21 protein-coding genes and 1 riboswitch are annotated in these 24,013 nt (G+C 45.2%); of the genes, 7 read left to right on the forward strand and 14 right to left on the reverse strand.

Annotation, left to right across the window (positions count from 1 at the left end; genetic code table 11):
* Window positions 1-8 precede the first annotated feature (8 nt).
* From NYE25_RS19900 to NYE25_RS19950, 11 genes are all read right to left on the reverse strand, one after another.
* The gene (locus tag NYE25_RS19900; RefSeq protein WP_341146671.1) at window positions 9-1,565 is read right to left on the reverse strand and encodes a hypothetical protein; all 1,557 of its coding nucleotides are present in this window, start codon (window positions 1,563-1,565) and stop codon (window positions 9-11) included.
* Window positions 1,562-3,112 carry a glycan biosynthesis hexose transferase WsfD gene (gene wsfD / locus NYE25_RS19905; RefSeq protein WP_341146672.1) on the reverse strand — a complete coding sequence of 517 codons (1,551 nt, stop codon included), beginning with the start codon at window positions 3,110-3,112 and terminating at the stop codon, window positions 1,562-1,564. Before wsfD ends, NYE25_RS19900 begins: the two co-directional genes overlap by 4 nt.
* A gap of 31 nt (window positions 3,113-3,143) precedes the next feature.
* Window positions 3,144-4,283 (reverse strand): glycosyl hydrolase family 8, encoded by a 1,140-nt coding sequence (locus NYE25_RS19910; RefSeq protein ID WP_341146673.1) that lies wholly within the window; start codon window positions 4,281-4,283, stop codon window positions 3,144-3,146.
* Between the two features lie 173 nt (window positions 4,284-4,456).
* Window positions 4,457-6,505 carry a catalase gene (locus NYE25_RS19915; protein WP_341129419.1) on the reverse strand — a complete coding sequence of 683 codons (2,049 nt, stop codon included), beginning with the start codon at window positions 6,503-6,505 and terminating at the stop codon, window positions 4,457-4,459.
* A gap of 138 nt (window positions 6,506-6,643) precedes the next feature.
* Window positions 6,644-7,657, reverse strand: a complete 1,014-nt coding sequence (locus tag NYE25_RS19920) for a potassium channel family protein (protein ID WP_076284933.1) — start codon at window positions 7,655-7,657, stop codon at window positions 6,644-6,646.
* Window positions 7,658-7,780: 123 nt separating this feature from the next.
* Window positions 7,781-8,173, reverse strand: a complete 393-nt coding sequence (locus NYE25_RS19925) for a DUF350 domain-containing protein (protein ID WP_149645447.1) — start codon at window positions 8,171-8,173, stop codon at window positions 7,781-7,783.
* Window positions 8,170-8,763, reverse strand: a complete 594-nt coding sequence (locus tag NYE25_RS19930; protein ID WP_179085796.1) for a hypothetical protein — start codon at window positions 8,761-8,763, stop codon at window positions 8,170-8,172. The genes NYE25_RS19925 and NYE25_RS19930 overlap by 4 nt, the downstream gene beginning before the upstream one ends.
* A gap of 39 nt (window positions 8,764-8,802) precedes the next feature.
* A complete protein-coding gene (locus NYE25_RS19935; RefSeq protein WP_341146674.1) occupies window positions 8,803-10,005 on the reverse strand; it encodes a glutathionylspermidine synthase family protein in 1,203 nt (400 codons plus the stop codon).
* Window positions 10,002-10,688: a hypothetical protein gene (locus tag NYE25_RS19940; protein WP_076284935.1), complete on the reverse strand. Its 687-nt coding sequence runs from the start codon at window positions 10,686-10,688 to the stop codon at window positions 10,002-10,004. Before NYE25_RS19940 ends, NYE25_RS19935 begins: the two co-directional genes overlap by 4 nt.
* Before the next feature lie 27 nt (window positions 10,689-10,715).
* A complete protein-coding gene (locus NYE25_RS19945; protein WP_042192779.1) occupies window positions 10,716-10,931 on the reverse strand; it encodes a hypothetical protein in 216 nt (71 codons plus the stop codon).
* Between the two features lie 67 nt (window positions 10,932-10,998).
* Window positions 10,999-12,354 (reverse strand): MFS transporter, encoded by a 1,356-nt coding sequence (locus NYE25_RS19950; protein ID WP_341146675.1) that lies wholly within the window; start codon window positions 12,352-12,354, stop codon window positions 10,999-11,001.
* Between the two features lie 282 nt (window positions 12,355-12,636).
* Here NYE25_RS19950 and NYE25_RS19955 point away from each other — a divergent pair, with 282 nt between their 5' ends.
* The 3 genes from NYE25_RS19955 (at window position 12,637) to NYE25_RS19965 (ending at window position 16,411) form a co-directional block, all read left to right on the forward strand.
* Window positions 12,637-13,803 (forward strand): sugar diacid recognition domain-containing protein, encoded by a 1,167-nt coding sequence (locus NYE25_RS19955; RefSeq protein ID WP_341059191.1) that lies wholly within the window; start codon window positions 12,637-12,639, stop codon window positions 13,801-13,803.
* Window positions 13,804-13,964: 161 nt separating this feature from the next.
* A complete protein-coding gene (locus NYE25_RS19960) occupies window positions 13,965-15,233 on the forward strand; it encodes a GntP family permease (protein ID WP_076284937.1) in 1,269 nt (422 codons plus the stop codon).
* Window positions 15,234-15,274: 41 nt separating this feature from the next.
* Window positions 15,275-16,411: a glycerate kinase gene (locus NYE25_RS19965; protein WP_341146676.1), complete on the forward strand. Its 1,137-nt coding sequence runs from the start codon at window positions 15,275-15,277 to the stop codon at window positions 16,409-16,411.
* A gap of 126 nt (window positions 16,412-16,537) precedes the next feature.
* Here the strand turns inward: NYE25_RS19965 and NYE25_RS19970 are convergent, their stop codons facing one another.
* The 3 genes from NYE25_RS19970 to NYE25_RS19980 all read right to left on the reverse strand — a co-directional run bounded on the left by NYE25_RS19970 (window position 16,538) and on the right by NYE25_RS19980 (window position 19,804).
* On the reverse strand, window positions 16,538-17,857 hold the full coding sequence (locus NYE25_RS19970; RefSeq protein WP_341146677.1) for a nucleobase:cation symporter-2 family protein: 1,320 nt from the start codon (window positions 17,855-17,857) through the stop codon (window positions 16,538-16,540).
* The gene (locus NYE25_RS19975; RefSeq protein WP_339799366.1) at window positions 17,851-18,465 is read right to left on the reverse strand and encodes a xanthine phosphoribosyltransferase; all 615 of its coding nucleotides are present in this window, start codon (window positions 18,463-18,465) and stop codon (window positions 17,851-17,853) included. Before NYE25_RS19975 ends, NYE25_RS19970 begins: the two co-directional genes overlap by 7 nt.
* A gap of 171 nt (window positions 18,466-18,636) precedes the next feature.
* Window positions 18,637-18,740, reverse strand: a riboswitch (purine riboswitch).
* Window positions 18,741-18,856: 116 nt separating this feature from the next.
* Window positions 18,857-19,804: a sugar-binding transcriptional regulator gene (locus tag NYE25_RS19980; protein WP_341146678.1), complete on the reverse strand. Its 948-nt coding sequence runs from the start codon at window positions 19,802-19,804 to the stop codon at window positions 18,857-18,859.
* 142 nt (window positions 19,805-19,946) lie between these two features.
* On the opposite strand from NYE25_RS19980, the gene rpiA reads away from it, so the two are divergent.
* From rpiA to NYE25_RS20000, 4 genes are all read left to right on the forward strand, one after another.
* Window positions 19,947-20,615: a ribose 5-phosphate isomerase A gene (gene rpiA / locus NYE25_RS19985; protein ID WP_341146679.1), complete on the forward strand. Its 669-nt coding sequence runs from the start codon at window positions 19,947-19,949 to the stop codon at window positions 20,613-20,615.
* Between the two features lie 33 nt (window positions 20,616-20,648).
* The gene (locus NYE25_RS19990; RefSeq protein ID WP_341146680.1) at window positions 20,649-21,617 is read left to right on the forward strand and encodes a Gfo/Idh/MocA family protein; all 969 of its coding nucleotides are present in this window, start codon (window positions 20,649-20,651) and stop codon (window positions 21,615-21,617) included.
* A gap of 234 nt (window positions 21,618-21,851) precedes the next feature.
* A complete protein-coding gene (locus NYE25_RS19995; protein ID WP_341051187.1) occupies window positions 21,852-23,060 on the forward strand; it encodes an MFS transporter in 1,209 nt (402 codons plus the stop codon).
* A 58-nt stretch (window positions 23,061-23,118) separates the two neighbouring features.
* On the forward strand, window positions 23,119-23,961 hold the full coding sequence (locus NYE25_RS20000) for an aldo/keto reductase (RefSeq protein WP_341146681.1): 843 nt from the start codon (window positions 23,119-23,121) through the stop codon (window positions 23,959-23,961).
* The last annotated feature ends 52 nt before the right edge of the window (window positions 23,962-24,013 follow it).

Here is a 24,013-nt window from a genome sequence, read left to right on the forward strand (position 1 = left end):
TAGTTGTCTCATTTCAAATACTTTCTCCTATACAATCGGTATCCGATGATCATTAATCCGCCAAATAGCAACAGAGAAATCATTATCGCAACTATAAAGAACTGATTCTGTATATTAAAAAGCGTCGTAAAGCTCTTCTTCTGCTCTTCTGTATACCGATAATCGCTATTCACTGTTTCTGGCGTATAATTCAGACTCAGGGGTTGTCCATTAATAGAAATCACTCCTTCTGATGAAGTGATCGTATTGACGTCTGTAACAACCTCATGCCTTTCTTGTTTATAATCCGCAAAAGAAACCCAGTATTGTTCCAGCATCTTCAGCATTTCCTCAAGTTCTTCCTTATCCTTAGGCATATCCACAGTGATTACCGTGTCCATCGGCAGTTCTGGCATCACAGTATTGGATGTTTGCAGATCCTGCAAAAAATCAATCGGCACACTATACAAAGAGGATGGAAAGGACTTGGAGGTGTCGCTCTGCTCCATATAATCAACATTTTCATCCGGATACAGTATTACAGAATCGAAAAACCCCATCCCCGCCTCCGAGTATTCCTTGTCATACGCCCAGTGCATTTGTGCTCCGATTCCAAGCGGCCCAATCTTGTTGTGCACCAGCAGATTAATGAACGCGTTCATCTTCACCTGAAGTGAATGATCCATATTACTGGTACTCGTTGAATGCATCGCAATAGGGGCATTGACCAGAATGCTGCCATTATTCGATTGTACTCTTTTGATGGCTACCAAATAACGCTGCATTGCCGGATAATCGGTATTGCTGAACACTGGCCGCACACTTGCAAGAAAAGGAATCCCCACTTGATACAGCCGCTCCGCAGTCTCTGTCAGCAATCCCAGATCAGAGAAGGGATAGATCTCTTTGATCGCAAGATACACTTTAGGCGTTGCGTTGATATGAAGCCAATCCTTCAGAACATACCCCATCGCCAGTGCACTGACATTCCCTTGTTCAAAATACGGAACATAAGCAGCATCCTCTTTACTCACAGCATAAGGTGCTTGCAGGCTATCATCCTGGAAGATCAGCTTTCCAAGGGACTGGGTTCCCTGACTTCCGGCTATATAGAGCATATCCTGTACCTGAAGTGAAATTCCCGAGAACTGTCCGATCTGGAGATCTGGATTCGCGTCATACATAACATCCGTAGTTAACTGTAGTTTCTTTTTCAGCGAGGCTGGAGGACTGTACCCGATGTGCAAATACTGTCCCTGATAATGCTCCCAATCCTCTACATAAAATTTATTAGTAATCAAAATATCCGCTGCATTACGGACCATAATCACTTTAGAGTAATGATTCAGCATCCCTTGTTCATATTGATCCAGACTTTTAAGTGTGACCTTCATGGAATAGGCCGCCAGCAGTCGCTGGAGTTGAGTCACGTTGCCTTCCTTCGTTGTCCCCTTAGCGAGGCTGTCATAGAGTAGTAGGACCTGCTGTGGCGAAGCAGCAGATTGGACAGGTGTGACGGGAATCAGAAGGGCTGTTAGGGTCAACGTCAGTAGCAATATACCGTTTAAAACTCCTCTGATGCTCACACACTCACATCCTTTTGAGGCTTTGTATACGGGCTAGAAGGGGTGCTCTTGCTAACCTGCTTAACCCGATTGCTGTTTTTAGAAACTCTACGCCCAATCACACTGGATAGGGTCAGAAAAGTGACTAAATCAAAGGATAATGTAAATAAGAACTCATGCTTGGAAATATCGGCATCGCCTGCCCCGATAATCGATACAAAAATACCTGAAAGCCCAATGCCAATCGAAGCGACAATCAATACCATTCGCTGCATACCTCTGAAATCACGGGAGTTGATCGCTTTTACAAAGGAAGGCATATAGAGACCGATGACAAGCACCATCCAGAGGAAGATGAACCCGAATGTTCGCGGGGCCAGCGTTTGTTTCAGTTGGCTGTATCCGGTGAAAAAGTGACTCTGTGCTCGAAACTCCTTACCAACAGAATGCTCGAAATTCCCCATAGCCGCAGGCTTAATCGAGAATGCACTTTGAGCAGCTACATTAAGAATCGAATTAAGCTGGTCAGGGTTCGTTAAATAATATTTAAGGATGGATACAAATCCATAACGACTGTAGAAATTCTCCTCGAGAAGTGGTGAATTCACGTCTATGGTCACGTACTTCTCATAGTGAATGCTGTTCTTCAGAATGGCGAATTGCTCGTCCATCCCTAACGCTTTTAAAGCGGCTTCTGGATCAGGTGATTCCTTCAGCACCCCTCGGGTCATGGCATGGAACTGGTTAATGTTTACGAACTCATTTGAGATATTCAAATACGTGAACACACCTGCGAACAGCATCAGAGCAAGAGACGCCATTGTCAGGATCCGAAATATCTTGTCTCTACGAATCCAAAGCAGTGAACATGCCAGAACAGCAATGATCATACCCACTGGCGCATTCTGCTGCTTAGAAGTAGTCAGGATCAGCGTGCTAATTACGAACAAGGCCAGCATGGCGTAGTCATTGAATCTTTTTCGATATAACATCAGCCATGAAGCGAACATGAAGATCATCGTGATCATCACAACACTCTCGCCGTAAAAGGAGTTAAAATAAGCCGTATAACCGGTATCTCCGAATATAAAAATAGCAATACCTGCAATGATGAATCCCTGTTTTCGGGACATCTTCCATGTAATAGCCTCTATTAATAAGTAAATTGCGATTACATATAGAATCGTATAAATCGCCGCTTGAAAGCGGATGTCGAATACCTCACTACTGAAGAACAACTTGTTAAGTCCTATAGCCAGCTTGATAAATAAGGACTGAGAGGAAAATAACATTGCACCATTCTCATTAAAATATTGAAAGATCCCATATTGCTTCACAAAATAACCAAAGTACTGACTATCATAATCCGGCAGATTGAAATAGAGTCCATTACTATAAATGCTACGGAAAAAGTCACCGTTATCCGCCACTCCGACATACGGAGCTGTGAACAGCGCGATGATGGTAATAAGCAGCACTCCAAATGCAGCAAGAAATGCAGGAGAAACCGATAAATTAGCAAGTGATATCCCCTGCCTTAGAGGCGTTTTCACCGTGTTGTCCATCATGCAGGTTCACCTTCAATACAATAAGTTTAAGTTAATAGACATAGGCCAGTAATGCCATCAGGTTGTCAAAAGAATAAGCTTGGCCGCTAGCGACATCACCGAATCCTCCGTACAGTGGGCTATCCACATCTGTTACTCTGAACTCGTTCATTCTTTCAATGCTTTTATGGTGGAGAGATTCATCGCCGATTTCTGCGCCGATCATAGCTGTAATGGCATAAATGGCTGTGGACCGGATATCGTTCAGCGGCTTACCTTCTCTCGAATATTGCCCATACAACGTTCCAGCTTCGACCTGTTGCTTGATAAAATCAATGCTGGTGGCTTTCTGCTGGCCCACCTCAGCTAAGGCTAGAATGGATAAAAGCGACTCTACTGTATTGATGTTTTCCGAACTATATTTTCCGGTCTCATAATTAAACCGTGTCTCATAAAAGGGGAATTCATCCGATAAATATCCGTTTTCCAATATTACGTTCAAATCATTCGTCAGTTTCTTACTAAATTGGCTAGAAATCGACAATTTTCGCAAAGTGCCCAAATTAATATAACACAAAGTGACGAATGTGTTTGTTGAAGAATATTCCATATCGTAGAAATCATAAAGTTTTCCGTCTTTTACATTATAATCATATAATCTTTCGCCATATTTATCCGCTTCAGCTGTATAACGTTTATCGCCGAACTTCTCCCCTGCCTCATAAAGAGCTTGAATCATACGCAAATCATCAACGGCAGCATTCAAGGGGTATAGCTTCTGCTGTTTAGGACTGTAACGGTAGCTGAAACCGCTGTTGATATCAAAGGTTTGCTTAGCTAGTTGCCATTGCTCTGTAAATCTCTCTTGTTGGCCGCTACGCACAGCTGCCAGCATCCGGAGAGATGCCGATTCACTCAGAACTTCGTGTCCACTCGCCGCTTCCGCCGACTGATCTGTTTCAATAAAATTAGTATATACACCGTACTCACCTGTGAGTTTCGAGGTAATAAACTGCTCTAAGTTAGTTACTTCCTGCGTCTGGATTACCTTAGTATCATTTTCCGAATCTACTGGAGCTGGAGAATTAGTATGAACACTATTGGACGGATTCGGTACTGCCGTTTTTTCGCATGCCGTTAACCCTATAATGCCCGCAAATATCGCTAGTGCAGCAATAATTATTTTCCTCAAGTGATCACCTCCTTTTAATATTCTCCTATTCTGCTTACTGCCTAGTATTATCTATAACGGTAATATACAACAAAATGTTAAATCAAACTGTGAGCGTTATGTATCTATCCTTAGACAAAAAAGAGATATCCTTACGCCTTTGGCGAGCGGGATATCCCCTCTGTATCAGTTATTTATTCATTCATACGTTCCCAAAAACGATGGGCAGTAATTGCCGCGACAAGGCTGGCAGCGAACACCTCTCCGCCATCTCCAATGATTACACCCGGACTGCTTCTATGCTCGGCCGTTTCAAGTAGTTTAGCATTTTCAGTAGTCACCGCGATGGGCTTAAAGTGAGAATAGGCTTGGTTCAGGAATTGCGCTGTATCTTTATGGAATTTCTTATGTTCCGAATTTCCACCAGCTGCATAAATTGCATCAAAGAGCACCGAATCTGTCGTGGATAAGGTATGAATGACTTCAAGCTCTGTCCCCTTCGAGCCTTTAATAAATCCAAGCTTATCACTGATTATTTCCGGCTGGATCCCGGCTCTCATAAGCGTATCCAGAACAGGCATCACCAAGTCTTCATCAAATCTGTCGCCTATAATCACACCTATTTTACGTGTGTTTGGGTGCTTCTTCGTATTTGCCTGACTTAGTGCCGGGGAGATTTGAGCCACCTCGGAACCGCCCGTTTTCGGTGGCGTCGCCCCAATAGCTTCTGCTACAGGCACAGCAAGCTCTAACGTAACGTTCGCGAGCATATCTACAACCTGCTGCCGGACAGACTTACTCTTTACCTTCCCGAGCTCGAATGAATAGGCTTCAATAATATGCGTTTTTTCTGGAGCACTCATGCTGTTCCAGAACAGCTTGGCTTGTGAAAAATGGTCTTCAAAGCTTTTGCTCCGGCTACGCACCTTACGGCCCTCAACCTTCTCCTGATAATGTGCATAACCACCTTCAGCCTCTGTTGCAGGTGCAGGCGTATTGTTAGCAAGCGAATTATTATGATAGCTCACTGAACCCTGATTAATCGTCTGCCGTCCATACCCGTCACGCTGATTGTTGTGGAAAGGACATACCGGTCTATTGATCGGCAACTCATGGAAGTTAGGACCGCCAAGCCGAATTAGCTGAGTATCCGTATAAGAGAACAATCTGCCCTGAAGCAGTGGATCATTGGTGAAATCGATGCCTGGAACCACATGTCCAGGGTGGAAAGCTACCTGCTCCGTTTCGGCGAAGACATTATCCACGTTGCGGTTCAAGGTCATTTTCCCAACAATCTGTACAGGTACATCTTCCTCTGGCCATAGCTTTGTAGGATCCAGCACGTCAAAATCAAACTTAAATTCATCTTCTTCACTTAGAAGCTGAATGCCCAACTCGTATTCCGGAAAGTTGCCGGCTTCAATCGATTCCCATAAATCACGGCGATGAAAGTCAGGGTCCGCACCTGATATTTTCTGAGCTTCGTCCCACACCAAAGAGTGTACACCGAGCACCGGTTTCCAGTGGAATTTAACAAAATGGGCTTTTCCTTGCTCATTAATCAACCTGAAAGTATGCACCCCAAACCCTTCCATCATTCTGAAGCTACGTGGAATAGCACGGTCCGACATCAGCCACATTGCCATATGGGCCGATTCTTGGTTATTGGCTATGAAATCCCAAAAGGTATCGTGAGCCGATGCGGCCTGAGGCATTTCATTGTGCGGCTCAGGCTTAAGCGCATGTACTAAATCTGGGAACTTGATCGCATCCTGGATAAAGAAGACGGGCATATTATTTCCGACTAAATCGTAATTGCCTTCCTCTGTATAGAATTTGGTAGAGAATCCGCGGGCATCCCGCACCGTCTCGGCTGATCCCCGTGATCCGGCTACCGTCGAGAATCGGACAAACACCGGTGTCTTCACGGAGGGATCTTGAAGGAATTTCGCCTTTGTATATTCTTTCAGTGATTTATATACTTCAAACTCACCATGAGCAGCAAATCCACGTGCATGCACGATTCGCTCAGGGATTCGCTCATGATCGAAATGCGTCATTTTTTCCCGGAAATGAAAGTCTTCCAGTAAGGTTGGGCCCCGATCACCCGCTTTTAAGGAGAACTCGTCCTCTGATACTTTTAAACCCTGGTTCGTTGTTAAGGTGTGACCTTCATCCTTACTGCGAAACTGTTCCAGTTGCTCATTCTTGCTGTTTCCGTTCACTTTTTGATGTTCACTCATTAACAATGGCTCCTTCCAAAGGTAAAGTAAATATTATCATGTATCTCTTACCCTTTAGGAAAGTTTGGCAAACAAAAAAAGGCGGAATTCCGCGAAGCCATAGCTCCCGAAAATCCGCCTATTCCATCTAATTCTGACCTAACCCTTAATCCTGCGATACGTCGCTTCATCGGAAACAACATACAATCTAGCATCCTTAGGAATAGCCTGATCCAGCTTTCGATTGATACTTAGATCGCTACGATCCGCCAATAAGGTTGCACCTTGCAGAAGCAGGCTCTGAAACGCGTCCCCATAAGTCTTCCACGTAGTATTCACTGGAATCTCATAAATATCATCACCATATTTACGGCTCAGCAGCTGCGTTATCACCTCAGAGTTGCCCTCTTGCAGTGCAGAACGAACAGCCAGTCTGGAGATGGCATCATGCGAAAGAACGAACTCGTTTACTTGGACATGCCTGAAATTCTGAATATTCTTCTCTTGCATTATTTCTACAGTCGTATGTACTTGTGGCGCAATGCGCTCAATGCTAGAGGCAATTAACAAAGATTTACCGTCGATCAGCGATGCTTCATCAATCCTGGTGTCCCCGAACACAATGGCCGCTCTTGCTTCATGGATGTTAGCCTTAACTAGAATCTCATCACTGGAGGCATCGCCACTTATAAAGTGAACTTGATCCATATGCTCCAGAGGATGACTTCCTGTCTCATCAATGATGACAATGTGGCATTTTGGCGAATAGCATAGAACCTCGTCTACGGCAGCTTGTGCTTTCTTACTCCAATTAATTAGAATCACATGGTCCTTTCCCCGAAAGCTCAACGTTCCCGCTCCTCTCCTTCTCTGCACCTCCGCAATGGAGTCAATGACCTTACCAATAACCAAGCTGAGGAGGCCAATACCAAAGATATATAGAAACATGGTAAACAGCTTTCCAACTACGGTCTCTGCAAAATAGTCCCCATACCCCACTGTCGCCATCGTTGTCATAACCCAATAGAATGCATTAAACCAACTGTGAAACGTACCCGGCTCAATCAGGTAAGCAATTGACGCACTAAGAACTATAAAGATCAGAATAATTAACCCTATAGTCCGTTTACGTAACCGCATCATCTTGGTGGAAATTCTCAGAAACAGATGCATCTGCCCACCCCTTCTTCACATCAAGCTAAAAGTAAAACTTATACTTTCTTAGATTTTCAATAAGGCTGCCACTCGACGGATGGATCGGGGCAACCTTTGTCTTTATCCTATTTCAAGTTGAAACTAAACAATCAAACTGCTAATCGCAAATGCAGTCCCAATAAACACCAAGCAAAGCATAGTGCCTACAGCCACATTTCCTTTCTCCAGATGCTCTGAAATCTTAAAGGTTGGGGTTGCCAATTCAAAGATCCAATAAGCCGCTATCAAGCACACATAACCTACCGCAAACCAAATAATCATGTGCAGAATGGAGGTATTCGTATACGCCGCTACGCCAATAATAATAGCCGTTGCCAGAAACTTGCCGCCTAAAGCCAAAGCTACAGCCACATTCCCCTTCTTCAGCTCCTCCATATCTTTAAACGGAGTCATCAAACCAAAGATCACCATGCCTAACAATTGCAAAAGAATAATCACAAACACACTCACTACCAAATTAACCACCATCGTCACTTCGCCCACCCCCGAAATTTCGCATAAGCCGAATCATAGTCGGCAAAATCATGTACTTCCTCAAGGACTACGGAAGCGGTCTTCTTTTTTTCTAATGCGGTATAGCGTTCATCATCAATCGGCTGCTTAATCCGATTACCTGAAGGGAGCTCAAGCACCGCAAAGTTTCTTGTCTTATCCTTATACTTAGTCTTGTATACTCCTACAAGATCAACATCAGTGGTTACCGATACTTTAAGATTGGTAAGATCCTCTGCTGCCGTTTTCTCATCTGCATAAGACTTAATCGTGCTCCATGAAGACAGGCGGACTTCGTTCTTCTGATCGGCATCCGTGATTAGCTCGGCGTCCATGAACTGAAGTGTCCAGATTTTATCACCAGTAGCATAATTCCCATCATTCGGGAGCAGTTCATTATCCGGCAAAACCGTCATGTCACTCCCAATTAAATCCCCTACGGTACTCTCTACCACCCGGTAGTCCCACGGTACCCGTGCTACACTATCTGAAGTTTGAGCTGTTCCTGAATCAAATACACTGCCCTGATTACTGGAACATGCGCTTAGCAACAGTACCGTCAAAAGCATCATACATAAGACTCTGATTCGGGCTTTCTTGCTCTTATCCAATTATCTCACTCCCAACGCAATAAAATGACTGGCATTGCCTGTAATCAATCCGCCCGCTCGGCCGAGCATACCACAAGGCTTCCCGTTAATCACGAACATGCCTGTCAGCAGATGAAATTCACCCTCTGATGTCGTTATCCGTGCTAAATCGGCTCTTTTTTGATACACAGTGGGGAAGAGCTGACTACTGTCATAACCGTCTTCATCTTCAAGCTCTAGCGCACCGCTATCATCAAACATGCGCACCGAACCCCCTTCACGACCAAAAACAGATTTGGACACAAAGTTCCCTGAGAATACAGGCTTATTATAAGTAGGCAAAATATAGCGCGAGATCGTCTCTCGCTCTTCCTTGTCGAATAGCAGGCCCAGCTCATACATTCCCCACACCGCTGCAACCAGCCCCTTGGATTGGAGCATTATACTGTGAGGACCATTAAAGAGCTGAAGATTCCCTTGCTCTACCGCATAGGCGAGGGCATCACCGCCTTCATCCACAGCCATCCACTCTTTAGGATATAGAGCGAACATCCGCTCGATCACACGGTCCTCCCCATCCTTGAGAATTCCGTTGTCGACCCACAGATCAAGACAATCCACACACTGGATATCGAGACCACTGTGCTTCACTAATGCTTCTATCGTACCTGAATCTTCAAGATGAGATCCATAAGCCACACAAGCTGCGGTATCCGGACGTTCTACCTGCCAAGCTGCCGCAACTTGTGCCTTCATCCCTTGATTTGGACTCTGCATTCCAGCTTGCTCACAGATCCATGGTGTAGCTATCGAGGCTTCCACATAACCTGTTGGGGTATCCGCATTCAGTTCGAGCAGCTTAATCGTCCCATCATGGGCTATGGCAAAGTCAAATCTGGCATACCGACTAATGAATCCTTCTTCTGGCATAGGACACCCGTCAAGCATCTCCCAAAGTACAGGGGCAATCCCAAGCAGTTCATACAAATCGCGCTTTAGATGAACATAGCGAACCGCTTTATCGAGAATGGCCCAGAGTTTTGATGAGGCTTCTTCAAGCTCCTTATAAGTGTCCCTGTGCATTAGAGCAATTGCATCCAACCAGTACTCTTCATCCTCAAGATCAGCCCAAGTGAACCCGAGTTCATATAACGCTTTGACCCGTGGACCTCTTTCAAGCTCAGACTGATCTAGAATTTCAAATACACTCTGCTGCTCACTCATCCGCCAAAACCACTCTTACTTGAGCCTGATCTCGAAGAGGACTTCGAGCCTGAGCTAGATTTAGAGTTCTTCGAAGAGTTTAATCCGCTGGAAGTGCCACCGATTCCATTTTTTGAGGAAGAACCTCTTCTCGTAATAGAGCCTGTGGAGGAAGTCGATGTTTTGGGCTTTACAACAGAACCGGGAACCTTCTTATTCTGGAATTTCTCACTGTTATAGGTAGGCGGCTTATAAGTTGTTCTCGTGCCTCCATAATAAGTTGGACGGTCCTTAGACCATCCTCTGGAAGAGTAATTGCCACCACTGTTAAACAGCATGTGATATAGCAGCAAGTCATCCCAACCAAAACCTGAATGATATCCACCATAGTTATTCACTACCGTCGTTCCATTATTGGTTACAACACCTTGGCCTTCCTGTTCTACCTCTTGTGTACCTTCCGGATATGGAATATTCCAATCCACATTTTTGTCAAAATAGGCTTTAACCTCTTCGGTAGACCAGGACACTAGCTGTGGTTCATCTCCAGAAGTATTTGCACTAGCCCCTGCGCCGCCAGGAATAAACATAGCATTCGCTAACAAAGCTATGCCTAGCGAAGTAGATAATACTCGAATGGGCTTACCATCAGAAGTGAATAATTTAGATACCGCTAATTCCTTATCCTTTTCATCTTTAGACATCGTAAGGTTCTCCTTCCCTTATCTCAATCATTCGTTGTGCATCGGAACAAGTAAAAGCTCCAGCTTGCCTTCATCTACATTCAGCCGTCCTTCAACCGTTTCATATTCAACACTGCCAACCACAATATAATTGACATGCTCTAACGCTGCGATCATATTCATGCTCCACGTGCGTTCCTCAATGACTCGCAGCCCGCCTTCCGGCATTTTTTCAAATAAGATTACATTCATCCCATTGTCCATTATTACCATTCCTTCCTTAGTTCTGCTATAGCATCTGATACGTCTTTATTACCTTTTCGTTTCAGTTCTAGGCGTGCGTAGACTGCCCAACCTTACTCTTGCCGTTAGAATGTCTATATAAAAGAAGAATTCCTAACGAGCACAAGCTAACGAGGAGCAACACGCTGTATACATGCTGATATACTTTTGCAGGAGAGATATCACGCTGAGCATGCAGCAAAAGCCCGCAGACCGCAACAGATACAGAGCCTCCGAAGAATTGAACCAGTTGTAAAAGCCCCATACCAGAACCAATCCAAGTCCTTGGAAGAACTATAGAAGTTTCATTGTTTAAGGATGCCATCGTAGCTGAGAAAGCGGGAGAGAAGCATAGATAACCTAGCAGCAGTACTACAGGTGATACAGAAAGATTCAGGGCAAACACAGCCATAACGGCTGCAAGTATACAATGTCCAATCACTAAGAAACGTATATTACCGTACCGATCAATAAAACGTCCCACATAACGGGTCAGAAATGCAGATAATAGCGCTCCCGGTGCGATATACAAACCAATCATCAGCGCTGATTTATCGAACAGATTAGCGAGCGCAAGCGGCATCAGGAACAAGTTCCCTAAGTTCAGCACCAGAATACAAAAGCCTACGGCAACCAGTTTCAAGTAACCCGGCATGGTAAGCAGCTGCGGATTAATGAATGATTCCTTAGCCTTCTTTAGATGTAAGGCATGCACGATAATAGACACTACACCCACCGCTAGCCATACAAGCGACTGGGTAGTTACAGCTACCAGCAGACTTGCTGCATTTACCACGGTCAGCGCCGCCCCCAGGATGTCAAAGCTTGCAGGCTGTGGCTGTTCCTTAGGCAATAACCGCAGCAGTACCGGCAGCACGATAAGCACAAGGCAAGTTATGCCGAACAATCCATTCCAGCCAAAGTACTGGCTGATGACACCTCCGACAATAGGGCCCAAACCAAAGGCCATTGCACTACCCGCCGAGATCATCGCAATAGCAGCGCCGCGTCTTTCAATCGGAACATAGCGACTGGCGAGTACAAGCCCCAATCCAGCCATAGATCCGGCGCCCGCAGATTGTAGGATTCTTGTAATCAATAGCATATTAAAGTCATGTGCGAACAATCCAAACACTGATGCTGTCCCAAGCGTAATTAAGCCAATGGTCAAGAGCTTGCGAATCGGCACCAAGTCGGATAACCGGCTATAAATAACCGTCGACAACGCGTATCCAATCGAATAGCTGGAAATGACCCATGAGCCTAGGTCAGCAGAAATTTGGAGATCCTGAATAATGGTTGGAAGCGATACATTAAACATCGTTGTGTTCATCACTACAATAAAGAGGCAAATCGTCCATAATGGCATGACTATCTTATCATTCATTAATACTTTCTCGTTCATTCCTACTCCATCCCTGTCCTAATTTATCTATACATGCTCAACTAATTTTATGCCTATAAAAAGAGGTTGGCAATTAGAAGAGGAGGATTACTTGCGCCACATCAATCCACATACCAGTTCGATTATGATCTCCATTCTCCGCAATATATACTTGTAGTGTTTCAATCAGACCCGGCTTGTGATAATGATAAGATCTTAGAGGTATATTATATCGCGCATGAACTAGGAAAAGAGTGTTCACATGAGTTCGCATAGAGAATTTCTAAATAGGAGGTAGTAGCCATGAGGGGTTTGACAAAAGAAGTTGCGATGGAAATTGTTCGACGTACGATGCATGTGATTGGGTACAATGTCAATGTTATGGACAAGCGAGGACGAATTATTGGGTCTGGAGATGGTAAGCGGTTAGGGCAATCACATGAGGGTGCATTACTCGCGATAGAGCGTCGTGGCAGATTCGAGATTGATCAGGAGAGCGCCGCTAGATTGCAGGGGGTATTGCCCGGCACGAACCTTGTTATTGAGTTTGAGAATGAGATTGTTGGTGTTATTGGGATTACTGGTGATCCCAAGGAAGTGACGAAGTATGGTGAATTGGTGAAGATGACGGCGGAAATGTATCTTGAGCATATGAAGCTGTTAGAGCAGGCTCAATGGGACAAACGAATGAAGGAGAATTTCCTGCTCGCGGTGATGAATGGCGATGAGGGGAACGTACAAACATTGCGACATCAAGCACAGCAGATTCATTTTCAGGTGGATAAGCCTCATATCGCATGCATCATTGAATTAATTAATCGTAATGAAGAGGATCTAATGGCAACAATGAAGCGGGTAACTGATGTATTAGAAGGACGCCCGGCTGTTCAATTGATTACTATTCGTAATGCCAGACAAGTTATTCTGGTCAAGGAGCATCTCCATGAGCGGAAGCCGCATACGGATATATGTGAAGGAATTCACCAGATAAGACGTTGGTTAGATGTAAAGGAGATTTCTCCACTACGTATCGCGGTAGGCAAACCTTTTACAGGGATTCAAGGGATGATGAAGTCCATTCAATCCGCAGAAGATACGATGCGTGCAGGCTATGCAATATATCCGGATGAGCCGGTTTATTATGCAACGGATCTGCAACTGGAGACGATGGTCGTTCCGAGTGTACATAATTGGATGTCGGAGGAGTTGCTGCAGCTATGGGCGCATTTTGTGGAGGAGGATCGTAGTGGTGAGCTTCAGCAGACATTAGCTCTATTTTACTTCGAAAGTGGGGAGCAACAGCATATCGCTGAACGACTGCGCATTCATCGGAATACGTTACGCTACCGACTCCAGCGTATAACCGAGCTCACAGGGAAGGATCCAAGAAATTATCAGGAGCTGTTCCTACTCATGAGTGCGCGTTGGTTATATTTGTTGGAGCATTCTGCTATGTCTTGTGATGAATAAGAGGATATATGTGCATATGCACAAAAAAAGACATCAATCGATGCGAAATGTTTATTTCTCCGCCTAATGAAACGCTTACAAATAAACGCTAAAGTATAGGTATGAGCTCAAACCACATATCGATATATACAACTATGTGTAAACCTGGGGAGGAATAACTCATGACAGTGAGTGTAAGCGTTTTAGGTGCTTTAGCTGCATTGGTTGTGGCAATCGTTCTAATATTGAAAAAAGTACCGCCAGCCTACGGCATGATGATCGGTGCGTTAGTAGGTGGTTTAATCGGCGGCGTGAGTATGGTGGATACTATTACGCTGATGATGGATGGTGCTAAAGGGATGATTCCTGCCGTGCTTCGCATCTTGGCAGCAGGTGTGTTAGCAGGTGTATTGATTGAATCAGGCGCGGCGAAAAAGATTGCAGAGACGTTGGTTCAGAAGGCCGGCGAGACACGGGCATTACTCGCATTAGCCTTAGCAACAATGGTGCTTACAGCGGTCGGCGTATTCGTGGATGTAGCTGTTATTACTGTAGCACCCATTGCATTAGCTATCGCACAACGTGCGAATCTATCGAAATTGGCAATTCTGATCGCTATGATCGGCGGCGGTAAAGCCGGTAACATCATGTCACCTAACCCGAATGCGATTGCCGCATCAGATGCATTTCATATTCCATTAACTTCGTTGATGGCAGCAGGTATAATCCCAGCCGTATTCGGGATTATCGTAACGTACTTCATCGCAAAGCGTTTAAATAATAAAGGCAGTAAAGTAGAAGCTTCTGAGGTAACGAATAATCCGAATGAGCAGCTTCCAAGCTTCTTTACAGCCTTTCTAGCTCCACTTGTAGCCATTATCTTGTTATCCCTTCGTCCAATTGCAGGCATCGTAATCGATCCAGTTATCGCGCTTCCAGTAGGAGGTATCGTAGGCGCCATTGCAATGGGAAGATTTAAGAAGTTAAATGAGTTCGCTGTATTTGGTCTTGGTAAAATGACGGGTGTAGCCGTCATGTTAATCGGGACAGGTACACTAGCTGGTATCATTGCAAATTCACAATTAAAGGATGTTATTATCGACGGCCTTACTGCATCTGGCCTACCGGCATACTTGCTTGCTCCAATCAGTGGTGCGTTAATGTCTCTTGCAACAGCATCGACAACAGCAGGCACAGCCGTAGCAAGCTCTGTATTCGGCTCCACCATCATGGGACTTGGCGTAGCTTCGCTAGGAGCAGGGGCAATGATTCACTCTGGTGCGACTGTATTAGACCACATGCCTCACGGCAGCTTCTTCCACGCAACTGGTGGCAGTGTGAACATGCAGATGAAAGAGCGTCTGAAATTGATTCCTTATGAAACCGCAGTTGGTCTAACACTAGCGATCGTTTCGACATTAGTATTCGGTGTATTCCAATGGTTCCTATAACAACTGTTGAAGCATAAACAACACAAAAGGATGTGAAGAGCATGAAGTTTGTATTGGCACCAGATTCATTCAAAGAAAGTATGACAGCAATGGAAGCCTGTGAGGCCATAGAACGAGGACTTCGTTCCTCTTTTCCCGATGCAGAATATATTAAAGTACCGATGGCAGATGGCGGCGAAGGTACAGTTCAGTCACTCGTCGATGCGACAGGCGGACGAATTGTACATTGTGACGTAACAGGGCCGCTCGGTCAGCCTGTGAATGCATTTTATGGCATTATGGGAGATGGAAAGACCGCGATTATTGAGATGGCAGCTGCTTCTGGACTTGGACTTGTGCCGAAGGAAGAGCGTAATCCGTTGATCACCACGACAAAGGGTACAGGAGAGCTTATCGTTCATGCGCTGAATGCAGGCGTACGTTCTATTATTATGGGTCTTGGTGGCAGTGCAACCAACGATGGCGGTGTAGGCATGGCACAAGCGCTTGGATTCCGCTTCCTGCGAGAAGATGGAACGGAGATTGGATACGGTGGAGGATCGCTAAGTGAAGTTACCCGTATTGATAGTGATCATGTAGATCCGAGACTCCAAGGTGTACAAGTGGTAGCCGCATGTGACGTAGACAATCCGTTAACTGGTGAGCGCGGGGCATCCGCCATCTTCGGTCCGCAAAAAGGTGCAACACCCGACATGGTGAAGCAATTGGATGTAAATCTTGCCCGTTTCGCAAACATCATCAAGCGCGATCTCGGCAAAGAAGTGAATGATACAGCAGGTGCAGGTGCAGCAGGTGGACTAGGTGCTGGCGTGATGGCCTTCCTAGGAGCCAAGTTGAAGCGAGGCGTGAACATCGTCGTCGATGCCATGAAGCTTGCGGATAAAGTGAAAGATGCCGATTATGTCATCACAGGCGAAGGGGGTATGGATAGCCAAACCGTCTATGGCAAAACACCGATTGGTGTTGCCAAAGTAGCACAAGCCGCTGGTGTACCTGTTATTGCCTTAGCAGGTTCCCTCGGTAATGGTGTGGAAGCCGTATACGAGCATGGTATCGATATGTTCTTCTCCATCGTGCCTGGGATATGTACGCTAGATAAAGCGCTCACCGATGCTTCCTTCAACATGGAACGCACTGCGCGCAATGTAGGCACATTAATCAAACATAGTAAACGTTAATCGCAAGCATAAACGCCTTCGGCGTCGCGTGGAATTAATTATTATATCAAAAAAAAGATCTGACTCATGCCATGAAGCTGAGTCAGATCTTTTATTTCGTTTTTGCAAGCTAATCTAAGCTTAAGTTTAGGACACTTGAGATTCCTTAGTAAGAACAGGTACGGTGTTATCCGCTACCTGCACATCATCCTTTGTCTTGGAGAGGACAATGTTCAGTACAATCGCTGTAAGCGAACCGGATACGATACCGTTCTGTAGCAGCATCCGCGCAAATTCAGGCAGCTCTGCGAACATTGCAGGAAGTGTCGCTGAACCTAAGCCAACAGCAATACTGCAAGCAGCAATCAGTAGATTACCATCCTTACGGAGATCCACATCGGATAGAATGGATATCCCGGAAACGGCAACCGATCCGAACATGACAATCATGGCTCCACCAAGTACGGCATTCGGTACAATCGTCGTCAAGGCAGCCAGCTTAGGCAGGAGTCCTAGTACAATCATGATCCCGCCAGCGGCAAAAATAACATTACGAGTCTTAATGCGAGACAGCGAAATCAAACCCACATTTTGAGAAAAAGCAGTGTATGGGAAGGCATTAAAAATTCCGCCCAGCATAATTGCTACTCCCTCGGAACGCAGTCCGTTTACGATCTGCTTCTGTTCAACTTTCTGATCAATTACTTTACCAACTGCAAAATAAACCCCAGTAGACTCCACCATACTAACAATATTAACGATGATCATAGTGAAGATTGCAGTAAGACTGAACTCAGGCCATCCGAAGTAAAACGGTTGTGCGATGCTTACCCAAGAAGCGTCACCTACCGTAGAAAAGTTAACGATACCCATTCCATAAGCAATCGCTGTACCCACCACAAGACCTACCAGAACTGAGATCGAGCGCAGGAATCCAGTGGCGAAACGGTTAACTGCTAAAATGACAAGTAGTGTAATCAGTGCAAGCAACAAATTGCGGGGTTGTCCAAAATCAGCACTGCCTTCTCCGCCAGCAACGTTATTCATAGCAACTGGAATAAGAGATAACCCGATAATGGTCACGACAGAACCCGTTACAATGGTCGGGAAGAACTTCAGTAGCTTCCCATAAAGCGGGGCCGCAAGAACAACGAACAAACCGGAAATAATGATCGCACCATACGCAGTCGCCAGATTATGTGTCGAGGCAATCGCAATAATTGGGCCAACTGCTGTAAAGGTACATCCAAGAATAACCGGGAGCCTGCTACCAAAATACTTGGTGCCCATTATTTGCAGCAGTGTAGCCAATCCGCAAGTGAACAAATCGGCTGCGATGAGGTAAGCCATTTGAGTCCCATTTAGCTTCAAGGCACCCCCAACAATCAGCGGTACAATTACTGCTCCTGCATACATGGCTAGGACATGCTGAAGACCTAACGTAAATACCTTTTGCTTGCTTAACATCCCGCACTCTCCTTGATTTTCTCTAATGAGCTTTCATTATCAATGAAGTGAATTTCACCTGGTGACATAGATGCAATACGAGCCAAGGCATGGACTTCTATGCCTCTGTTCTCCAGAAGGCTCCGGCCTTCCTGGAAGCTCTTTTCAATGACACAACCGACGCCAAGGAGCTCTGCTCCCGCCTCTTTTACGATATCAACCAGTCCCACAAGTGCAGCACCAGTAGCGAGGAAATCATCCACAATAAGCACTTTGTCATTCGCTCCAAGATATTTCTGGGAGACGCTGACCAGATAGTCCTCTTGGCGAGTAAAGGAATGAACAGGTGCTGAGTAGACAGCCTCTGAGAGCGTCACTGCTTTCTTTTTCTTCGCATAAACAAACGGTACACCTAATGCAATCGCAGTAGCCATGGCGAACTGAATCCCACTAGCTTCAATCGTAATCACCTTAGTGATCGGTTGATGACCGAACAACTTTTTGAACTCTTGACCGATTTGCAGCGCTAGCTCCGTATCGACCTGATGATTCAGAAATGAATCTACCTTCAGTACCGTATCTGATAAAATAAGACCCTCTTGTCTAATGCGCTCTTGAAGTACTTTCATCGTGAACTAATCTCTCCTCTTCATTAAAAAAACAAAAAAAGGACAAATCCCTTGAGTCGTTTCTCTCAAGTGAATCTGTCCTTCTGGGCTTTTGTCCCTTAGTGGTGTAACACTACATAGTGTCCGCATCGCTCGGTCCAGACCTTTCCTCCAAAGAAGAAAGCGGAACCCTAGATGCGCTATTTCACTCATAGTCGGATAATTACGATGGTTATCCGGTAGAAACTTATGGGCCATATCCCCAAGATTATATGAGTTTTATTAATGTTCGATATGAATACCTTGTATATCTTACACGCTCTGTCTGGTGCTTACAAGCAAAATCTTTAGTGTTTTGCATACCATTTTCAGGTTATTTTCACGAAATTCAATTGTTTACATTTAGTAGTGGTTACTCCAAGATCTTCTGCGCCGTTTCTTCGGTCGTTACGAGCACATTCATATACCCGCCATTTAGAGCGCCCAAGATCCCCGAAACCTTCTCCAGCGATTCCGCTACACCAATAGCGTACCTCGCTCGTCTGATCTGCTCCAGCTCAATGGTCAACGTTCGGTCCGATATTGCTGTGCGTACAGGCAATCCATTGCCATCATAAAAACGCGAGCAAATATCACCAGCTACTTTCCCGTCCTCCAGCTCATCAATCACAGCATCGCCATAAAATCCGCGCCATGCCTCTTCGCCTTTAATTTCCGGTGATCCAATGCCGAATATAGCGATATCCAGCCGATCCCATGCCTTCGCAATGGTCTGATAATACTGCGAACGCATCAGTTGATCTCTGGTTTCCTTTTGCTCCGTGATCGCTGGCACGTCAATCATTAATGAGCGCGCACCCCACTTTAAGGCAGCTTGGTAGCAGATATTATTGACATGGTATCCGCTCTCCATCTTTCCAGATGGACCACCCACCGTAGGAACACAGGTTACAAAAGGCCTCTGTCCGAGGGTCAGATTGTCTACAACGGCAGCTAAGCTGCTTCCCCAAGAGAACCCAATCGTATCTTTCGGCTGAACCACTTGCTCCAGCCATCTTGCACAAGCCTGTCCAATGGCTTTACGCTTGATCACCCCGGACTGGGCCGGGTCTACCTCTACAACAATGGCTTCCTTCAGCCCGAACCGTTCTTTCAATTCCTGCTCCAGTGTACAATGATCTCCAATATCGTAATTGATGGTGATTGTAACGATGCCCTCTTCACGGACTCTCTTCAGCATCCTACTTATGGTGGTGCGATATATGCCAAGTTCATTAGAAATTTCACTTTGCGTTGAATTCTGCTCATAATACATTTGTGCAATCTTAATGAGCAGCTTTCTGTCTTCTTTTCGATCCATGATAGAACTCCTCGCTTTTTTCAAGGATTTGACGAATCCATAACCCCTAGCTATACTGTAGACGATTATTTTGCACACTTTTTATTATATTGCACAAATGTGCAGATTATCAATTTTTTAATGGAGATGATCGGCTTTTAATATGGACTTTAGAAAGAAAAGTTGCGCCGCAGAAGCTCTAAAGTATATTGAGAACGACACAACCATTGGTTTAGGTGGGGGTAGTACGATTTCCTATTTAATCGGGAATATTAAAGAAGCAGATCTTCGGGTAAAGGTAGTTACCCCCTCCTTCACTACAGCTTCACTCTGTGTCCAAAATGGACTGCAGGTTGTACCCACTTGGTCCGTTGACCGAATAGCTGTTGCTTTTGACGGCTGTGATGAGGTGGATGAGCAACTGCATGCGCTTAAGAGTGGTGGCGGCATTCATACGAAAGAAAAACTGATTGCTAGTATGGCGGATCATTATATATTGCTGGTAGATGAAACTAAACTTGTGAACAAGCTAACCTTCAAGCATCCCGTAGTATTGGAGATTCTTATGGATGCTCTTAGTTATGTTCAACATTCCGTGAAATCGCTGGGCGGCAAGCCTGAGATTCGAACAAGCGCAAGTAAGGATGGGTATACGGTCAGTGATCACGGCAATGTGCTGCTGGATGTCTTTTTTGACAAGGTAGAGGATAGCACTGCTCTTCAAACTGAACTCAAAGCCATTAACGGGGTCATTGAGACCTCCCTATTCACGAAAGAAGTTACCTCAGCACTTGTGGCTGGTTCAAATGGAATCAAGGTAATCTCTAAGTAAGCTCAAACAATCAAAACAGGCGAGGTGCTAACCATGAACAATCTGAAGTGGGCAATCATCGGCCCGGGAAGTATCGCTATTGAATTTGCGGCTGCTCTAAATGACATCGGCGGAACTTTATATGCGGTAGGATCACGAACCTTAGAGAAAGCCCAGGCGTTCGCGAGCCAATATGGAGCGGAGAAGGCTTATGGCAATTACAGCGAAATGCTGCAAGATCCAGAAATTGATGTCGTCTACATCTCAACACCACATAGTAACCACTACGAATACATCATAGAAAGCTTGCAGAATAACAAACATGTCCTCTGTGAAAAGGCGATCACCGTAAATAGCAAACAACTGCAGGAAATCGCCGAGCTTGCTAAACAAAAAAGCTTAGTCGTCGCAGAGGCTATGACTATCTACCATATGCCACTGTACAAAAAGCTACGGAAAATCGTGGATGAAGGTAAGATCGGACGCCTCAAAATGGTGCAGGTCTCCTTTGGCAGCCATAAAGAATATGATGTGAACAACCGTTTCTTCAGCAAAGATCTGGCGGGCGGAGCGCTGCTGGATATTGGGACGTATGCCTTGTCCTTCACAAGATTCTTCCTGTCCAAACAGCCACAGGAAATTCTAACGACAGTGAAACGTTTTGAGACAGGCGTCGATGAACAATCCGGAATCATTCTGAACAACGATGCGGATGAAATGGCGGTCATCTCCCTTACCATGCGCTCCAAAATGCCTAAACGCGGCGTCGTTGCTGGAGAACTTGGCTTTATTACCGTAGATAATTTCCCACGGGCCTCCAAAGCTACGATTCAATATTTAGATGGCACCCTAGAAACGATTGAAGCCGGCGATACTTCCAAAGCGCTGCAATACGAAATTGAAGATATGCAGCGCTATATCGCGGCAAAAGGCAACCAGGAAACCCTTAATCTCTCTTTAGATGTCATGGACATTATGAGTAATGTTAGAGAACAATGGGGAATCAAATACAGCTTCGAATAACATACTGAACATAATAGATCAATCATCAAAGCGTTGGCATTCCCTTCAACTGAAGGAGACCCAACGCTTTTTGCGGATAATTTTCTAGGAATGGATGACAATATCCTTAGGTGATTTCTTATAGGTACTTTTTAGTACCTATAGCACTTTAAAGTACGTACTATACTTAAATGACTCATGCCTTCATAATTGCACTTACCGGCCGGTGATTATCAGAGTGTAGGAGTGAGAGACATGTTGTTAAACCAAAAAAGAAGTACCCTGGCACTCCTGGCTTTAGCCATTAGCGCCTTTGCGATCGGAACCACCGAGTTTATCAGTGTAGGGCTGCTGCCTTTAATCGCCGATGACCTGAATATACCGCTGACCACAGCTGGATTAACTGTTACTTTGTACGCTTTAGGGGTAACCTTTGGCGCCCCAATCTTAACGTCGCTGACCACGGCGATATCGCGCAAAACATTATTGCTTATCATTATGATTGTATTTATTATCGGCAATAGCCTTGCCGCGGCTGCGGACAGTATTACAATTCTGCTAATAGCTAGAGTAATATCTGCCCTTTCGCATGGTCTGTTCATGTCGATTGCTTCGACCATTGCCGCCGACCTTGTGCCTGAGAATCGTAAAGCCAGCGCTATTGCGATCATGTTCACAGGGCTAACCGTAGCTACTGTTACCGGTGTGCCACTGGGTACCTTTCTAGGGCAACAGTTAGGCTGGAGAGCTGCATTCATCGCCATTATTGCCATCGGGCTTATAGCGCTCATCGGTAATCTGATCTTGGTCCCTGCCACAGGGCTGCGCAAAGGAACCCGAACACCGCTTCGCGAACAAGTCAAACTCGTGAAGAACGGACGGTTACTGCTTGCCTTCGCAATCACTGCTTTAGGGTATGGAGGTACCTTTGTAGTCTTTACTTATTTATCTCCACTTCTTCATGAAATCAGCGGTTTCAAAGAGAGTACCGTTGCCATCATCCTTCTTGTATATGGCATAGCTATCGCCATTGGCAATGTCATTGGAGGCAAAGTAGCTAACCGTAAACCTATGAATGCCCTGTTCTACATGTTTGCTATACAAGCTGTTGTACTGTTCGTCTTAACCTTTACTGCACCCTATAAAGTGGCTGCATTACTCACGATCTTCTTTATGGGATTGTTAGCCTTCATGAACGTACCCGGTCTACAGGTACATGTAGTTACACTTGCAGATCGATATGCTCCGAGTGCGAGAGACGTCGCTTCTGCGCTAAATATTGCTGCTTTTAACGCTGGTATCGCCATTGGCGCCTATCTTGGCGGTATTGTGACGGATCATATGGGACTGATTCATACCACTTGGGTGGGTGCTATAATGGTTCTATCCGCTGTATTCCTAACCGCTTGGAGTCGTGCGCTGGAGAAGAAAGATGAGACTCTTCTCCAGTCTGAGGCTGCTTAATCAGCCTTGCCTTAACATACCAATCAAACTTTTAAATATCTCAGGAGGTAATTTTATTATGGCTCAACATCTACAGGATACAACTGCATTACACAACGGGGTAAACATGCCTTGGCTTGGACTTGGTGTATTTCAAGTCGAAGAAGGCTCTGAGCTGATCCAAGCGGTCAAATCTGCTATTGCACACGGCTACCGCAGCATCGATACAGCAGCGATCTATCAGAATGAGACTGGCGTAGGTCAAGCGATCAAAGAAGCTTTGCAGGACAACAACCTGTCCAGAGAAGAGCTCTTCGTAACTTCAAAGGTCTGGACTGCAGATATGGGCTACGAAGAAACCATTGCCGCTTACGAAGCTAGCCTAGCTAAGCTTGGACTTGAATACCTTGATCTATATCTTATCCACTGGCCTGTAAAAGGAAAATATAAAGAGACTTGGAGAGCACTTGAAACCTTGTATAAAGAGGGACGCGTAAAAGCAATTGGGGTCAGCAATTTCCAGATCCATCATCTTGAAGATGTGATGAAGGATGCGGAAATTAAGCCGATGGTAAACCAAGTGGAGCTCCATCCTTATTTGAGTCAGCAAGCGCTGCTTAGCTTCTGCCAGGAACAAGGAATTCAACTGGAGGCTTGGTCTCCATTAATGCAAGGGCAATTGTTGGATCAGCCGGTACTGAAACAAATTGCAGCTAAATACACTAAATCCGTAGCTCAAGTGATTGTCCGTTGGGACCTGCAGCGTGGAATTATTACCATTCCAAAGTCTACTAAAGAGCACCGGATCATCGAAAACGTAGATGTGTTTGATTTTCTGTTAACAGAAGAGGATATGAATCTAATCAACGCCCTGAACCAAGATCAACGGGTAGGTCCTGACCCTGATAATTTCGACTTCTAAGAGATTAAGCACTAGGTTAAGTAACAGTAAAAAAAGACCCTATCTTTCAGAA

Source organism: Paenibacillus sp. FSL E2-8871, assembly GCF_038000345.1.
In the GTDB taxonomy this organism is placed as follows: Bacteria; Bacillota; Bacilli; order Paenibacillales; family Paenibacillaceae; genus Paenibacillus_AQ.